Below are 13,860 nucleotides of genomic sequence, written 5' to 3'. Positions count from 1 at the left end.
GGCTTCATGGAGGAATACCCCGTCGCGCGCTTCTACCGTGACGCGAAGATCCTCGAGATCGGCGAGGGGACGTCCGAGGTGCAGCGCATGCTCATCGCGCGGGGTCTCGGCCTGCCGGTCGAGTAGCCACGCGGTCTCGCCACGGGGCGGATCGCGTTGTTCATCTGCACGCGTCGGCGGGTGGCGTCACGGCGTGCCTCCTGGGTGCGTCGACACGAGCCATCCTGCCGAACGATGACCGGGCGAGGAGAGTCCAGGTCGCGCGATCGAGACCTGTCAGTGGGCATCGTTAGAATCGTATCTATGTTCGATACCGAGGTGCTGGCCAGGCTGGAGGCGATGCTCGACGCGCTCGCCGACCTACCTGTCGCCTCGGCCTCGGATGCTCAGACGTGCGAGACGCTCCGACGGCTCGCGCACGCTGCCGACCGGCTCGCCGGTCTCCAGGCGGTGTGGCTGGACCAGATGCAGGAGCGGGCGGCGTACGAGGCGGAGGGCGCCTCGTCGACGGCCGGGTGGGCACGTCGAGAGCTGCGCTGGGACGTCCGGCAGTCGCGAGCGGCGATCGCCGCGGGACGGACGCTGCGCGTGCTGCCCGCGGTCGGCGCCGCGCACCGCGCGGGAGAGATCCGCCGGGCACACGTGGACGCGTTCACGGTTGCGCTCAAGAAGGCCGATCGTGAGGTCGTCGAGGCGGCCGAGGACGTCATGCTCGACGTCGCCCGCGTGTGCGAGCCGGGCGAGCTGACGGCACAGCTGACGATGCTCGTGGAGGTAGCGCACCCCGAAGACCTTGACCGCGCCTACGTCGCCGGGATGGACAAGCACGATCTGACGATTGCTCGGTGTGGAGAGGGCTATCACGTCAACGGGTTCCTGGACGCCGTCAACGGCACGCGCCTGCGGACCTGGCTGACGGCGGCGTCGGCGCCGCGAGGGACCGAGGACGACCGGACCCCGGCCCAGCGACGCGTCGACGCGGTCGGCGATCTTGCTGCTGCAGCGCTGGAGCACGGCCTGCCCTCCGATCGCGGCGTCCGTCCGCAGGTCAACGTGATGGTGGACGCCGCCTGGCTGGCAGGCCTGCCCGGGGCGGAGCCGCCGGTCCTCACGGGCTGGGGGCCGGTGGGGCCTGCACTGTTCGACTACCTCGCCTGCGGTGCGGACCGCACCGACGTCCTCGTCGCGGGAGTCACCTCGTCCACGACGCCGCAGGCCGACGTCCTCAACGTCGGGCGCACCCACCGGCTGGCGACCTACAAACAGCGGCAGGCCGTTCTCGCGCGTCAGGGTGGGGTCTGTGCCAACCCGGCGTGCGGCGGCACCCACCTCGAGCTCCACCACGTCGCGTGGTGGGACCGGGACGGCGGCCGGACCGACCTCGACAACCTTGCCGGACTGTGTCCTCGCTGCCACCAGCTCGTCCACGCCGGCAAGCTCTGGGTCGAGGCCGACGGCCAGAGAGGGTTCGTCTTCAGCCGCCGCAAGGGAGCGAGGATCCTCGAGATCGAGGACCACCACCGCGTCCAGCGTCAGCGGTTGAGCGCGCGCCTTCGTGGCCTCCGCGAGACGAGGGACGCCCCTGTCGCGCCGCCGGCGCCCCCTCCCGCCCGCGAGCCTGTCCGGCCGCGTCGCTGCTCCCGTCCCCGACCGGACCCGCTCTCACGGATCGAGAGCCATCTCGATCGACTCCTCCGGCTGAGGACCTGAGCGGCGACCGTCCGTGCCCGCGTGCACCCACGCGTGCGCTCGCCAGGTCAGCCGCGCGACGCGTCCCAGAGGTCGGTCCACCGGACACCGAGTCCGGCGAGCATCCTGCGCAGGAGCGGGAGCGACAATCCGACGACGTTGTGGTGGTCGCCCTCGATCCGCTCGACGAACGGGCCGCCCAGCCCGTCCACCGTGAAGGCTCCAGCGACCTGCAGCGGCTCGCCGGTCGCGACGTACGCCTCGATCTCCGCGTCGTCGAGGTCGGCGAAGTGCACGGTCGTCGCGCCGTCGTCGGAGATCTCGCGCTCCCCGAGCCGCACGCAGTGTCCCGTGTGGAGGACCCCGGAACGGCCGCGCATCGCCCGCCAGCGTTCGATCGCGGTCTGCGGGTCGGACGGCTTGCCGAGGATCTCCCCGTCGAACGCCAGCACCGAGTCACAACCGATCACGAGGGTGTCGTCCGGGCTCGCGAGCCGGTGGGACACCGCCCGGCACTTCAGCCGCGCGAGCTCGGTGGCCACGACCACCGGGTCGTCGGACACGACGACCGACTCGTCGACTCCGGAGACGATCACGTCCGGCTCCAGGCCGGCGCTGCGCAGGGTCGCGAGACGGGCGGGGGACTGCGAGGCGAGGACGAGGCGTGGTCGAGTCACGCGGGCCAGCGTACGGCTCCGGATCGGCCGTACGGGTGGGCGGACACGGCTCGTAGCCTCGCCGCGTGATGCAGGGTCGGGAACGCGTTCTAGCGCGCGAACGCCGACCTGCGCCACCCGTCGTGCCCGTGGGCGTGCGGCGGGCGCGTGGCGAGCGAGGGATCTCCCCACGCGGATCGCCGCGTCGGAGGAGCCAGCTCCGAGGCGGCTCCGTGTGCGGCGACGACGGCGACGAGCGCCGCGAGCTCCTCCGGCGACGGGTCACCCTTGACGACCCGCAGCAGCGGCGCTGCTGCGGTGTCCTCCTGCCCGGTGCTCACAGCGGGATGTTCCCGTGCTTCTTGGGCGGCAGCGTCTCGCGCTTGCTGCGCAGGAGCCGCAGCGCACGCACGATCTCGATGCGGGTCTCGTGCGGCTGGACGACCTGGTCGACGTAGCCGCGCTCGGCGGCGACGTAGGGGTTCGCCAGCGTCTGCTCGTACGCGTCGATCAGCTCCGCACGCTTCGACTCGGGGTCGTCGGCCGCGGCGAGCGTCTTGCGGTGCAGGATGTTGACCGCGCCCTGCGCGCCCATGACGGCGATCTGGGCGGTCGGCCACGCGATGTTGAGGTCGGCGCCGAGGTGCTTGGAGCCCATGACGTCGTAGGCGCCGCCGTAGGCCTTGCGGGTGATCACCGTGACCAACGGGACGGTCGCCTCGGCGTAGGCGTAGATGAGCTTGGCGCCCCGGCGGATGATGCCGTTCCACTCCTGGTCGGTCCCGGGGAGGAAGCCCGGCACGTCGACGAAGGTCAGGACCGGCACGTTGAACGCGTCGCACGTGCGGACGAAGCGCGCGGCCTTCTCGGACGCGTCGATGTCGAGCGTGCCGGCGAACTGCATCGGCTGGTTCGCGACGATGCCCACGCTGCGCCCTTCGACCCGGCCGAAGCCGATGAGGATGTTGGGCGCGAACAACGGCTGGACCTCGAGGAAGTCGCCGTCGTCGAGGACGGACTCGATCACCGTGTGCATGTCGTACGGCTGGTTGGTCGAGTCGGGGATGAGCGTGTCCAGCGCGCGGTCGACGTCACTGATCTCGAGGTCGGCAAGGCCGTCGTACGCCGGCGCGTCCTCCATGTTGTTCTGCGGGAGGAAGGAGAGGAGCCCCTTGACGTACTCGATCGCGTCCTCCTCGTCGGCGCCCATGTAGTGGGCGTTGCCCGACTTGGTGTTGTGCGTACGGGCGCCGCCGAGCTCCTCCATCGTCACGTCCTCGCCGGTGACGGTCTTGATCACGTCGGGGCCGGTGATGAACATGTTGGAGGTGCCGTCGACCATCACGGTGAAGTCGGTGACGGCGGGGGAGTAGACGTGACCGCCCGCGCAGGACCCCATGATCAGGCTGATCTGCGGGATGACCCCCGAGGCGTGCACGTTGCGCCGGAAGATCTCGCCGTACAGGCCGAGGGAGACGACCCCCTCCTGGATGCGCGCGCCGGCGCCCTCGTTGATGCCCACGATGGGGGAGCCGGTCTTGATCGCGAGGTCCATGATCTTGGTGATCTTCTCGCCGTAGACCTCACCGAGACTGCCGCCGAAGACGGTGAAGTCCTGGGAGAACACGCACACCTGACGGCCGTCGACCGTGCCGTAGCCGGTGATCACACCGTCGCCGTAGGGGCGGTTCTTCTCGAGGCCGAACGCCGTCGAGCGGTGCCGCGCCAGCTCGTCGATCTCGACGAAGGAGCCCTCGTCGAACAGCATCTCGATCCGCTCGCGGGCCGTCTGACGTCCCTTGGCGTGCTGCTTCTCGACGGCCTTCGCCGACCCGGCGTGCACCGCCTCGTCCAGGCGCCGGTCGAGGTCGGCCAGCTTGCCGGCGGTGGTGTGCGTGTCGATCTGACCCGGTTCAGGTGCCACTGCTTCGCTCACGCGCTCAGGGTAGCCGCCGGTCCGCTCGCCCCGACGAGGGGCGCGGATCATGGGACAGTGGGGACATGAGCGACTCACCGCCAGCCGACTCTCCTCTCGCCCGCCGTCCACTCGACGCCGCCGGTCTCGAGCAGGCCCTGATCCGACCGACGTCGTGGTGGCAGCAGGTGCGCGTGGTCCCCGAGACCGCCAGCACCAACGCCGACCTCGCCCGGCTGGCCCGGGAGCGCGCGCCGGAAGGCACGCTGCTGACCACCGCCCACCAGACGGCAGGGCGTGGACGGCTCGACCGGACCTGGGAGATGCCGCGCTACTCCGCGCTGGCCGTCTCGGTCCTCGTACGCCCGCGCATCGACGGATACCGATGGACGTGGCTCCCCCTGCTGACCGGCGCCGCCGTGGTCGCCACCGTGCGTCAGGCGGGGGTCGTCGCCCAGCTGAAGTGGCCCAACGACGTCGTCGTCGAGGACCGCAAGCTCGCCGGCATCCTCGTCGAGCGGGTCGACACCCCGACCGGGCCGGCCGCGGTCGTCGGGTGCGGGATCAACGTGTCGACGACCCCTGAGGAGATCGGTGTCCCGAACGCGACCTCGCTGACCAACGAAGGCTCACCGACGGCGGAGAGGACCGGGCTGCTGAGCGGCTTCGCCGCCGCCTTCGAGGCCCTGTACGTGCCATGGGCCGACGCCGGCGGCGATCCCGACATCGGCATCCGGCAGGCGTACGAGCGGAGCAGCGCGACCCTCGGACGCGAGGTGTCGGTGGAGCTTCCCGACGGCCAGCGGATCGAGGGGGAGGCCGTCGGACTCGACGACAGCGGCCGGCTGGAGATCTCGGTGAACGGCGAGGTGACCACAGTCAGTGCCGGAGACATCACGCATCTGCGGTCCCGGGCATGACACCATGACCCCGTGGGTGTCTCCAAGAAGCTGTTGATCGGCGGCGAGAACGAGGTCCTGACGGTCAGGACACACGTCAAGGCGCTGTTCGGCGCCGTCTTCGTCCTCGTGGTCGCTGCCGCTGCCGGTGGGTTCGGAGCGGCGGTCACGGACGGGCCCGTGCGCTCGGTCGTCGTGGTGGTCGCGCTGCTCGTCGTCCTGATGTGGGTGGTCCTTCCGTTCCTGGGCTGGTTCACCTGGACGTGGACCGTGACCAACCGACGTCTCATCGAGCAGCGCGGCATCCTCACCCGCACCGGTCGGATCATCCCGCTCAACCGCATCAACGACGTCTCGTTCGAGAAGCAGCTCACCGACCGCCTGCTGGGGTGCGGGACGCTGATCGTCCACGCCGCCAGTGAGCAGGACGGCCTGCGTATCCGCGACGTCCCTCACATCGAGGACGTCCACCGGCAGCTCAGCTCCCTCGTGTTCGAGGCGCACCAGCCGATGACGAGCGACGAGCAGATCTGACGTGCCCGACGACCTCGCCCGCGCCATCCTCGGTGCGGATCCCATCTTCAGCAGCGACGAGGTCGCCGCGGCAGCAGGAGTCTCGTACGAGGAGGCGAGACGACTCTGGCGAGCGCTCGGGTTCCCCGACTCGGCCGACGCCAAGGCCTTCGTCCCTGCCGACCTCGACGCGCTGAAGACGGTACGCGCCGTCGTCGCCTCGGGGGTGCTCGACGACGACACGGTCGTCCGGTTGACCCGCGCCCTCGGTTCGACCATGTCGCGCCTCGCCGAGTGGCAGGTGTCGACCCTCGCCGAGGTCCTCGAGCGGCGCAACCAGTCCGAGGAGGACCGTCGGCGGTGGCCATCGTCGGGTCGTTCGGTGGCGGAGACGATGGGGCCGGTGTTCGAGCGCCTGCTGGTGTACTCGTGGCGCCGGCACCTGGCCGCGTCGGCGACGCGCGCGGAGGCGCTGGCCGCCGACGAGGAGGACGTGCTCCGGATGGTCGTCACCGTCGGCTTCGCCGACCTGGTGGCGTTCACCAAGCTGTCGAACGGGCTTGACGACGACGGCCTGGCCGATCTGGTCGAGGAGTTCGAGACACGCTGCATCGACCTCGTCACCGAGGGCGGCGGTCGGCCGATCAAGACTCTCGGCGACTCCGTCCTCTATCTCGCGGAGTCCCCCGAGGTCGCGGCCGACATCGCCTTCTCCATCGTGGCCGAGATCGGTGGCGACAAGAACCTGCCCGACGTGCGCGTCGGTCTGGGGACGGGGCCGGTGATCTCGCGGCTCGGAGACGTGTACGGTCCACCGGTCAACCTCGCCGCGCGGCTCACCGGTGTCGCCCGCCGCAACCGTGTGATCATCGACGCGGCGACCGCCGAGGGCCTCGGGGACAGGTTCGAGACCCGGGCGATGGCCCAGCGCAACCTGCGGGGATTCGGCAACGTCGAGCCGCTCACGGTGCGGCACCGCTGGTCCTACAACGGCTGAGGTTCTCCCACGACGAGCTCCTACGACGGCTCAGCGAGGTCGCCGTCGGGAAAGACGAACCGCCGATAAGCCCAGAACCGGAACAGGGTGCCGAGACCCAGCCCGACGACGTTCGCGGAGATGTTGTCGGCGAGGGCGCTGTCGAGTCCCAGGACGTAGTGCGAGAACGCCAGGCACCCGACGGCGATGAGCATGCCGATGCCGTTCATCACCACGAAGAGGACGACCTCGCGGTGGACGCTGCGAGTGCTCCGACCGCGCCACGTCCACTGCCGGTTGCCGACGTAGGTCACGATCATCGCGACGGCCACGGAGAGGATCTTCGCCGTCACGGGCTTGTGCTCCAGGACTCCCGGGTCACCGGCGTACCGGAGCAGGTTGAAGACGACGACGTCCGTGACGTAGCCGGCGAGACCCACCGTCCCGAACCTCGCGACCTCACCGAGCCGAGTGGTGACGCGCGACGGCGACAGAGAGGAAGTCACGGGTTCAGCCTACGGAGTCCTCTCTGCCGCCTCGCTCGACTGCCGTGTCGTCAAGGACAGACGTAGAGGTCTTGCGCGGCGAGCGTCCCCTTGAAGGTTCGCGAGTACGGCTTGGTCGCGCGCTGGGTCTTCTTGAAGTAGTAGCGCGGGACGCGCACCGTGCCCGGGCCGGTCGGATCGTCGACCCGTGAGTAGCGGACGACGACTCGCCTGGTGAAGCGAGACGCCTGCGTGCCACGCAAGCAGGGGGTCGCCCGCTTGGCCTTGCGTGCTGCTGCGTCGCTGACTCGGCTGCCGACCGCCTTGCCGCGGTAGCGGGCGACGATCATCGGGACGGCGTTGAGCACTGTGGTCGACGCAGCCTTCGGGTTCCGCTCGACGAAGAAGGTCAGACCGGCGGTGCGGTCGGTACGCACGGACCAGCGGACCTTGCCGTCACGGACCCTCTTGGCCTTCCCCGTCCAGGCGGACTTCCCCCGGACCGCCTGCGTCGGACGGAGGCGACAACCCTCGCAGCCCGCGATCTTGAGAGTGATGACCGTCCGTGGCGCCTTCCGTACGGCATCGTCAGCCGACGGAGTGCTCGTGCCCTGCGCGGTGGCCGGCGGGCTCTGGACGGCGCCGGCGTAGGCGGGAGCGCCGACGGCCAGCGCGGTCGCAGCGACCATCACCAGGATCGCCGTGCGAGCTTGTCGTTGTGCCTTCTTCATGTTTCCCCCGGATTTGATCGTGGCGCGCCCGACACGGTCGCGTGAGCGCCCGGCCAAGGTAGCCTCGCCTCGGGTCACGCCCCGCGCCTTTTCGGCCACGTCCAGCACGCCCGATAGCATGACCGCGTGCAGAGCCCGATCGACAGCCCCGCGCTCGCCATCGTCGGGGGCGGGCAGCTGGCTCGGATGATGGAGCAGGCCGCCGTCTCCCTCGCGGTGCCGGTCCATCTCCTCGCCGAAGGGCCGGACGTGAGCGCCGCCCAGGTGAACCCGGCGACCACCGTGGGCGACTATCGCGACCTCACCACGCTCCGAGGCGTGGCCGAGGGGTGCGCGGTCGTGACCTTCGACCATGAGCACGTGCCGCCCGAGCACCTCCGTGCCCTCGACGCGGAGGGTCACGCGTGTCGTCCAGGGCCGCACGCCCTGCTCTTCGCCCAGGACAAGCGCGAGATGCGGGAGCGGCTCACCGCACTCGGCGTGCCGTGTCCTCGCTGGGCGCCGGTCTCGGACGCCGCAGGGCTCGACCGCTTCGCCGCCGACGGTGACGGTTACCCGGTCGTCGTCAAGACCACGCGCGGCGGGTACGACGGCAAGGGCGTGTGGGTCGTCGAGGACGCAGGAGCGGCAGCCGAGGTGTTCGCGGCCGGTGTGCCCTTGATCGCCGAGGAGCTGGTCGACTTCCGTCGCGAGCTGTCGGCACTGGCCGCGCGGTCGCCCTCCGGCCAGGTCGCGACCTACCCGGTGGTGGAGTCGAAACAGGAGAACGGCATCTGCCGCGAGGTGATCGCGCCCGCCCCCGGTCTGGACCCCGAACGCGCTGCAGAGGCGGAGATGCTCGCGATGAGGGTGGCCGCTGAGCTCGACGTCGTCGGGATCCTCGCGGTCGAGCTCTTCGAGACCGCCGACGGCCGCATCCTCGTCAACGAGCTGGCGATGCGTCCGCACAACACCGGCCACTGGACCATGGACGGCGCGGAGACCAGCCAGTTCGAGAACCACCTGCGCGCCGTGCTCGACCTGCCGCTGGGCTCGCCACGGGCGCGGGCCCGGTGGACGGTGATGGTGAACATCCTCGGCGGCGAGGTGGGGCACCTGTACGACGCCTACCCGCACGTGATGGCGCGCGACCCCGGGCTCAAGGTCCACCTGTACGGCAAGGACGTCAAGCCCGGGCGCAAGGTCGGCCACGTGAACGTCTACGGCGACGACCTGGATGATCTCCTTGCGCGGGCGAGGCACGCCGCAGCCTGGTTCGAGGGGCGGCTGGACGACGACGTGGACCCAGACGAGTGGGACAGGGGTAGCACTGGTGAGTGAGACACCACAGGTCGGGATCGTGATGGGGTCGGACTCCGACTGGCCGACGATGAAGGCGGCGGCAGAGGCGCTCGAGGAGTTCGGTGTCTCGTACGAGGCTGACGTCGTCTCGGCCCACCGCATGCCGGACGAGATGATCGCGTACGGCCGCGAGGCCCACGGCCGCGGCCTCCGGGTGATCGTGGCCGGTGCCGGAGGAGCGGCTCACCTGCCGGGCATGCTGGCGTCGGTGACGCCGTTGCCGGTGATCGGTGTGCCGGTCGCCCTGAAGTATCTCGACGGCATGGACTCGCTGCTGTCGATCGTCCAGATGCCCGCCGGCGTGCCGGTGGCGACCGTCGCCGTCGGCAACGCACGCAACGCCGGTCTCCTCGCCGTACGCATCCTCGCGGCGTCCGACCCCGCGCTCGCGGACGCGATGGTCGCCTTCCAGTCACGCCTCGCCGACGCCGCGCGGGCGAAGGGCGCAGCCGTCCGGGGTCAGCGGCCGGGCGCCGCTCAGTAGAGGTTCTTGGAGTACGCCTCGCCGTAGTAGGCCTCGAGTGCGCCCAGCGACTCCTCCGGACGCTCGAGGCGCTTGGCGATCTCGGCGCGGGTCGCGAGGACCTCGGGGTGCCAGGAGTCCTGGTTCCACAGACGCGAGCGCAGGAACGCCTTGGCACAGTGGAAGAAGACCTCCTCGATCGAGACCTCCAGCGCCATGATCGGCCGGTGGCCCTTGACGGTCATCGCGTCGAAGTAGGGGGCGTCGGAGACGATCCGCGCCCGGCCGTTGACCCGTAGCGTGTCGCCGCGTCCGGGGACGATGAACAGCAGACCGACGTGCGGGTTCTCGAGCACGTTCAGGTAGCCGTCCACCCGCTTGTTGCCGGGGCGCTCGGGGATCGCGACCGTGGTGGCGTCGACGACGTGGCCGATGCCGGCCGGGTCTCCCTTCGGAGACACGTCGCACCGCCCGGAGGCGTCCGAGGTCGCGACGAGGCAGAACGGGGATGCCTCGAGCCAGGCGACGTGGTCGTCGACCAGCGTCGACATGACCTTGTCGCGCACACGGGGGAGGGGCTCGCCGACGAGCGCGCGAAGCTCCTCGAGGGAGGTGATCTCGGTGACGTGGGCAGCAGGCTCGGCAATCGCGGTCATGCGACCAGGTTAGGGCCCTGCTGGTCGCTGGTTAACACTCATTAGCATGGAGGGGTGACCAACGACCAGCCCATGTATGCCCTGTCCGAGGAGCACCAGGCGATCCGCGAGGCCGTCCGGGCCGTCTGCGACGCCAAGGTCGCCCCGTACGCCGCCGCCGTCGACGAGGAGGTGCGCTTTCCTCAGGAGGCCTACGACGCGTTGGTGGCGTCGGACTTCCACGCGCCCCACGTCGGCGAGGAGTACGGCGGCGCTGGGGCCGACGCCCTCGCGACCGTGCTCGTGATCGAAGAGGTGTCGCGCGCCTGCGTGTCGTCCTCGCTGATCCCCGCCGTCAACAAGCTCGGCAGTCTGCCGGTGATCCTGTCCGGCGGCGAGGAGCTCAAGAAGAAGTACCTCACGCCGCTGGCCGCTGGCACGTCGATGTTCTCCTACGCGCTGTCCGAGCCCGACGCGGGCAGCGACGCCGCGGGCATGAAGACCCGTGCCGTCCGTGACGGTGACCACTGGGTCCTCAACGGCGTCAAGCGTTGGATCACGAACGCCGGGGAGTCCGACTTCTACACGGTCATGGCGGTCACCGACCCGACGAAGCGCTCGAAGGGCATCAGCGCCTTCGTGGTCGAGAAGTCCGACGAGGGTGTCTCGTTCGGGGCGCCGGAGAAGAAGCTCGGCATCAAGGGCTCCCCGACCCGCGAGGTCTACCTCGACAACGTCCGCATCCCCGCCGACCGCATGATCGGCGCGGAGGGCACCGGCTTCGCCACGGCGATGCGCACCCTCGACCACACCCGCGTCACGATCGCGGCACAGGCCGTCGGCGTCGCCCAGGGCGCGCTCGACTACGCGCTGGGCTACGTCAAGGAGCGCCAGCAGTTCGGCAAGGCGATCGCCGAGTTCCAGGGGCTGCAGTTCATGATCGCCGACATGGGCATGAAGGTGGAGGCGGCCCGCCAGCTCACGTACGCGGCGGCCGGTCGCAGCGAGCGCGGCGACAAGGACCTCACGTTCTTCGGGGCTGCCGCCAAGGCGTTCGCCTCCGACACGGCGATGCAGGTCACGACCGACGCGGTGCAGCTGCTCGGTGGCTACGGATTCACGCGCGACTACCCGGTCGAGCGGATGATGCGCGACGCGAAGATCACGCAGATCTACGAGGGCACCAACCAGGTCCAGCGCATCGTGATGGCGCGTCAGCTCCTCGCCGGGATCCAGTCGCAGCTGTAGTCAACATCCGGGCATCCGCACATTCCATCCCCAAGGGCACTGCGCCCTTGGGGATGGTCTGTCTCGGCGAGCGGAACGGCTATGTCGTCAGCTCGGCCAGGCCGGCGCGCGCGAACTCGAGCACGCGGTCGACCAGGGAGGGCAGCTCTTCGCGGCTCGCTTCGTCGGCCACAAAGACCTGGCGTAGGACGCCCAGGCGCAGGCCGCCCACCAGCGTGTACGCGGTGAGGCGGGGGGCGAGCGCATCTGGCGACATGTCCAGCTCCTTCCCGAGTGCCTGGGCAATCACGTTCTCGAGCTCGGCGTAGAAGACCTGTGCCCGGCTGCTCAGATCCGCGTCCTCGGCGATCAGGGCAGCGCGCTTCGCGTGCAGGGAGAACATCTCGCCGGGCGATCGGCCCTGGTCCGTGTCGTCTTCGCCGAGGGCGTGCATCGTGTCGTGCATCCATACGCTAAAGGCGTCGAGCGTGTCGCCGGTGCGGTCGGCGAGGCGGGCAGCCAGCGACTCCGGTGCGAACGGATCCTCGTCGGCGAACAGCAGGTCCGCCTTGGTGGGAAAGTGCAGCGTGACCGTCCGCGTCGCGACGTCCGCGTGTTCGGCGATCGCCGCGATGGTGGTGTTCCTGTAGCCGTGCGCGGTGAACAGCTCCAGCGCCGAGGCCCGGATCCGATCTCGGGTCTGCTTCTTTTTCCTGTTGCGTCTGCCTTCCATGTGGACAAAAATAGCATCTAGCCAATTAATGCAGTCCATGCTACTTTTACGTAGAACCTATTCAGTGAGAGGGGTGGAGACGGGGGTCTCTCACGACGCGCCGCTCGGGGCGCCGCCGCGATCGGTCCTCAGGGTCGGCTCGTAGGGCACCGGTCTCGGCGCTCGAGGCACGGGCTGACTCGCACTCACCCGTCCGCGAGCTCTCCGAAAGGGGTCGTCATGACCACCGTCGCCTCACCCACTACCTCACAGTTCGAGCACGGCCTGCGTCGGCTGTACTACGCCAGGTTCGGGTTCGCCATCGTCTGGGCAGCACTGCTGTTCCTCAGCAGCTCCGACCTCAACCCGGTCAGCGTCGTCCTGCTCGTCCTCTATCCCGCCTTCGATGTCGCCGCAGCTGTCGTCGACCTTCGCTCCTCCCATGCCGCGGAGCAAGCTCGTGGGCTGTACGTGAACATCGCGGTGAGCGCGCTCGCCGCCGTCGGCATCGCCCTCGCCTGCACGTCGGACGTGTCTACTGTCCTGCGCGTGTGGGGGGCCTGGGCCGTCGTGTCTGGGCTCGTGCAGCTCAGTGTCGGGATCGCGCGCCGCACCCTGGGGGGCCAGTGGCCGATGATCCTCAGCGGCGGCCTCTCGGTGCTCGTCGGCGTTGGGTTCATCCTCGCGGCCGGCGCCGATGACCCGTCCCTTGCCGGCCTGGCCGGCTACGCCGCTCTCGGCGGGGTCTTCTTCCTCATCTCAGCCCTGCGCCTCGGCCGCGTCGCGCAGGAGAGCTGACATGGACACCACGACATACGACGTCATCATCATCGGCGCAGGTCCGGTCGGCGAGAACGTTGCGGATCGCGTGACGCAGGGCGGTCTCAGCGCTGCCATCGTCGAGCGCGAGCTGGTCGGCGGTGAGTGCTCGTACTGGGCGTGCATCCCGACAAAGGCGCTGCTGCGCAGCGGGGCGGCGTTCCGGGCGGCTCGGGACGTGCCCGGAGCGCGGGAAGCGCTGACGGGCGGCCTGGACGTGGCGGCCGTGCTCGGCCGGCGCGACGCCTTCGCCGCGCACTGGAAGGACCAGAACCAGGTGTCCTGGCTCGACCAGGCAGGCATCTCGCTGTACCGCGGGCAGGGACGGATCAACTCCACCCGCGTCGTCGAGGTGGCCGGTGACGACGGTGCGACCACTGTGCTGACCGCACGCCACGCGGTCGTCATCGCCACCGGGAGCGGCGCACTGGTCCCTGACATCGCCGGTCTGCGCGAGGCCGAACCGTGGACCAACCGGGAGGCGGCCGCCGCTGCTGCGGTTCCTGACCGGCTCGCCATCCTCGGCGGTGGTGCGGTGGCAGCGGAGATGGCGACCGCGTTCGGCGGGCTTGGTGCGTCGGTGACGATGCTGGTGCGCGACGGGGTGCTTCCGCGTGCGGAGCCGTTCGCCGGCGACCTGGTCGTCGACTCGCTGAGGGACGCCGGCGTGACGGTACGGCTCGGCACGGAGGCCGCATCCGTGACGCGCGAGGCCGACGGAACGGTGCACATCAGTCTCACCGATGGTGAGCAGATCGAAGCCGACGAGCTCCTGGTCGCGACCGGCCGCATGCCGAAT

General features: G+C 70.0%; 17 protein-coding genes. 10 read left to right on the top strand and 7 right to left on the bottom strand.

What is annotated here, in order from left to right; all coding sequences use genetic code 11:
* Positions 1-126: acyl-CoA dehydrogenase family protein (locus tag PV363_RS09545; protein ID WP_301022207.1), on the top strand; the 126-nt coding region annotated here is incomplete at its 5' end.
* 177 nt (positions 127-303) lie between these two features.
* Positions 304-1,710, top strand: a complete 1,407-nt coding sequence (locus PV363_RS09540) for an HNH endonuclease signature motif containing protein (RefSeq protein WP_301022206.1) — start codon at positions 304-306, stop codon at positions 1,708-1,710.
* Positions 1,711-1,757: 47 nt separating this feature from the next.
* On the opposite strand, the gene PV363_RS09535 is transcribed toward PV363_RS09540, so the two are convergent.
* From PV363_RS09535 to PV363_RS09525, 3 genes are all read right to left on the bottom strand, one after another.
* Complete coding sequence (locus tag PV363_RS09535; RefSeq protein WP_220345250.1) at positions 1,758-2,366, bottom strand: Maf family protein; 609 nt, start codon at positions 2,364-2,366, stop codon at positions 1,758-1,760.
* Positions 2,367-2,455: 89 nt separating this feature from the next.
* Positions 2,456-2,686: an acyl-CoA carboxylase subunit epsilon gene (locus PV363_RS09530; RefSeq protein ID WP_220341904.1), complete on the bottom strand. Its 231-nt coding sequence runs from the start codon at positions 2,684-2,686 to the stop codon at positions 2,456-2,458.
* Positions 2,683-4,281, bottom strand: a complete 1,599-nt coding sequence (locus tag PV363_RS09525) for an acyl-CoA carboxylase subunit beta (protein ID WP_301022205.1) — start codon at positions 4,279-4,281, stop codon at positions 2,683-2,685. Before PV363_RS09525 ends, PV363_RS09530 begins: the two co-directional genes overlap by 4 nt.
* Before the next feature lie 65 nt (positions 4,282-4,346).
* On the opposite strand from PV363_RS09525, the gene PV363_RS09520 reads away from it, so the two are divergent.
* From PV363_RS09520 to PV363_RS09510, 3 genes are read left to right on the top strand one after another with little or no spacing between them, the layout of a single operon-like run.
* Entirely contained in the window at positions 4,347-5,180 is an 834-nt protein-coding gene (locus PV363_RS09520; protein WP_301022204.1) for a biotin--[acetyl-CoA-carboxylase] ligase, read from the top strand.
* A gap of 12 nt (positions 5,181-5,192) precedes the next feature.
* A complete protein-coding gene (locus PV363_RS09515; RefSeq protein ID WP_220345247.1) occupies positions 5,193-5,693 on the top strand; it encodes a PH domain-containing protein in 501 nt (166 codons plus the stop codon).
* 1 nt (position 5,694) lies between these two features.
* A complete protein-coding gene (locus tag PV363_RS09510) occupies positions 5,695-6,669 on the top strand; it encodes an adenylate/guanylate cyclase domain-containing protein (RefSeq protein WP_220341900.1) in 975 nt (324 codons plus the stop codon).
* A gap of 20 nt (positions 6,670-6,689) precedes the next feature.
* On the opposite strand, the gene PV363_RS09505 is transcribed toward PV363_RS09510, so the two are convergent.
* Both PV363_RS09505 and PV363_RS09500 read right to left on the bottom strand, forming a co-directional pair.
* Positions 6,690-7,154 carry a GtrA family protein gene (locus PV363_RS09505; protein WP_301022203.1) on the bottom strand — a complete coding sequence of 155 codons (465 nt, stop codon included), beginning with the start codon at positions 7,152-7,154 and terminating at the stop codon, positions 6,690-6,692.
* Positions 7,155-7,204: 50 nt separating this feature from the next.
* Positions 7,205-7,864 (bottom strand): hypothetical protein, encoded by a 660-nt coding sequence (locus tag PV363_RS09500; RefSeq protein ID WP_220341898.1) that lies wholly within the window; start codon positions 7,862-7,864, stop codon positions 7,205-7,207.
* 126 nt (positions 7,865-7,990) lie between these two features.
* Here PV363_RS09500 and PV363_RS09495 point away from each other — a divergent pair, with 126 nt between their 5' ends.
* Together PV363_RS09495 and purE are read left to right on the top strand one after the other, a co-directional pair.
* A complete protein-coding gene (locus tag PV363_RS09495; RefSeq protein WP_301022202.1) occupies positions 7,991-9,184 on the top strand; it encodes a 5-(carboxyamino)imidazole ribonucleotide synthase in 1,194 nt (397 codons plus the stop codon).
* A complete protein-coding gene (gene purE, locus PV363_RS09490; RefSeq protein ID WP_220342576.1) occupies positions 9,177-9,689 on the top strand; it encodes a 5-(carboxyamino)imidazole ribonucleotide mutase in 513 nt (170 codons plus the stop codon). The genes PV363_RS09495 and purE overlap by 8 nt, the downstream gene beginning before the upstream one ends.
* On the opposite strand, the gene PV363_RS09485 is transcribed toward purE, so the two are convergent.
* Positions 9,683-10,324, bottom strand: a complete 642-nt coding sequence (locus PV363_RS09485; RefSeq protein WP_220341897.1) for a pyridoxamine 5'-phosphate oxidase family protein — start codon at positions 10,322-10,324, stop codon at positions 9,683-9,685. The genes purE and PV363_RS09485 overlap by 7 nt on opposite strands.
* 54 nt (positions 10,325-10,378) lie before the next feature.
* Here PV363_RS09485 and PV363_RS09480 point away from each other — a divergent pair, with 54 nt between their 5' ends.
* Positions 10,379-11,551, top strand: a complete 1,173-nt coding sequence (locus PV363_RS09480) for an acyl-CoA dehydrogenase family protein (protein WP_301022201.1) — start codon at positions 10,379-10,381, stop codon at positions 11,549-11,551.
* Positions 11,552-11,630: 79 nt separating this feature from the next.
* Here PV363_RS09480 and PV363_RS09475 read toward each other — a convergent pair whose 3' ends face one another.
* Entirely contained in the window at positions 11,631-12,263 is a 633-nt protein-coding gene (locus PV363_RS09475) for a TetR/AcrR family transcriptional regulator (protein WP_220341896.1), read from the bottom strand.
* A 219-nt stretch (positions 12,264-12,482) separates the two neighbouring features.
* On the opposite strand from PV363_RS09475, the gene PV363_RS09470 reads away from it, so the two are divergent.
* The gene (locus tag PV363_RS09470; RefSeq protein WP_220341895.1) at positions 12,483-13,040 is read left to right on the top strand and encodes a hypothetical protein; all 558 of its coding nucleotides are present in this window, start codon (positions 12,483-12,485) and stop codon (positions 13,038-13,040) included.
* A gap of 1 nt (position 13,041) precedes the next feature.
* The coding region (locus PV363_RS09465; protein WP_301022200.1) for an FAD-dependent oxidoreductase at positions 13,042-13,860 on the top strand (819 nt) is incomplete at its 3' end.

The organism is Mumia sp. (genome assembly GCF_028803055.1).
In the GTDB taxonomy this organism is placed as follows: Bacteria; Actinomycetota; Actinomycetes; order Propionibacteriales; family Nocardioidaceae; genus Mumia.
This window is presented reverse-complemented; position numbering and strand designations above follow the sequence as displayed.

Excerpts from the sequence above, each read along its gene's own strand:
- PV363_RS09485 (WP_220341897.1), bottom strand. The coding sequence starts at position 10,324 with ATGACCGCGATTGCCGAGCCTGCTGCCCACGTCACCGAGATCACCTCC.
- PV363_RS09520 (WP_301022204.1), top strand. The coding sequence starts at position 4,347 with ATGAGCGACTCACCGCCAGCCGACTCTCCTCTCGCCCGCCGTCCACTC.
- PV363_RS09470 (WP_220341895.1), top strand. The coding sequence starts at position 12,483 with ATGACCACCGTCGCCTCACCCACTACCTCACAGTTCGAGCACGGCCTG.
- PV363_RS09540 (WP_301022206.1), top strand. The coding sequence starts at position 304 with ATGTTCGATACCGAGGTGCTGGCCAGGCTGGAGGCGATGCTCGACGCG.
- PV363_RS09475 (WP_220341896.1), bottom strand. The coding sequence starts at position 12,263 with ATGGAAGGCAGACGCAACAGGAAAAAGAAGCAGACCCGAGATCGGATC.
- PV363_RS09500 (WP_220341898.1), bottom strand. The coding sequence starts at position 7,864 with ATGAAGAAGGCACAACGACAAGCTCGCACGGCGATCCTGGTGATGGTC.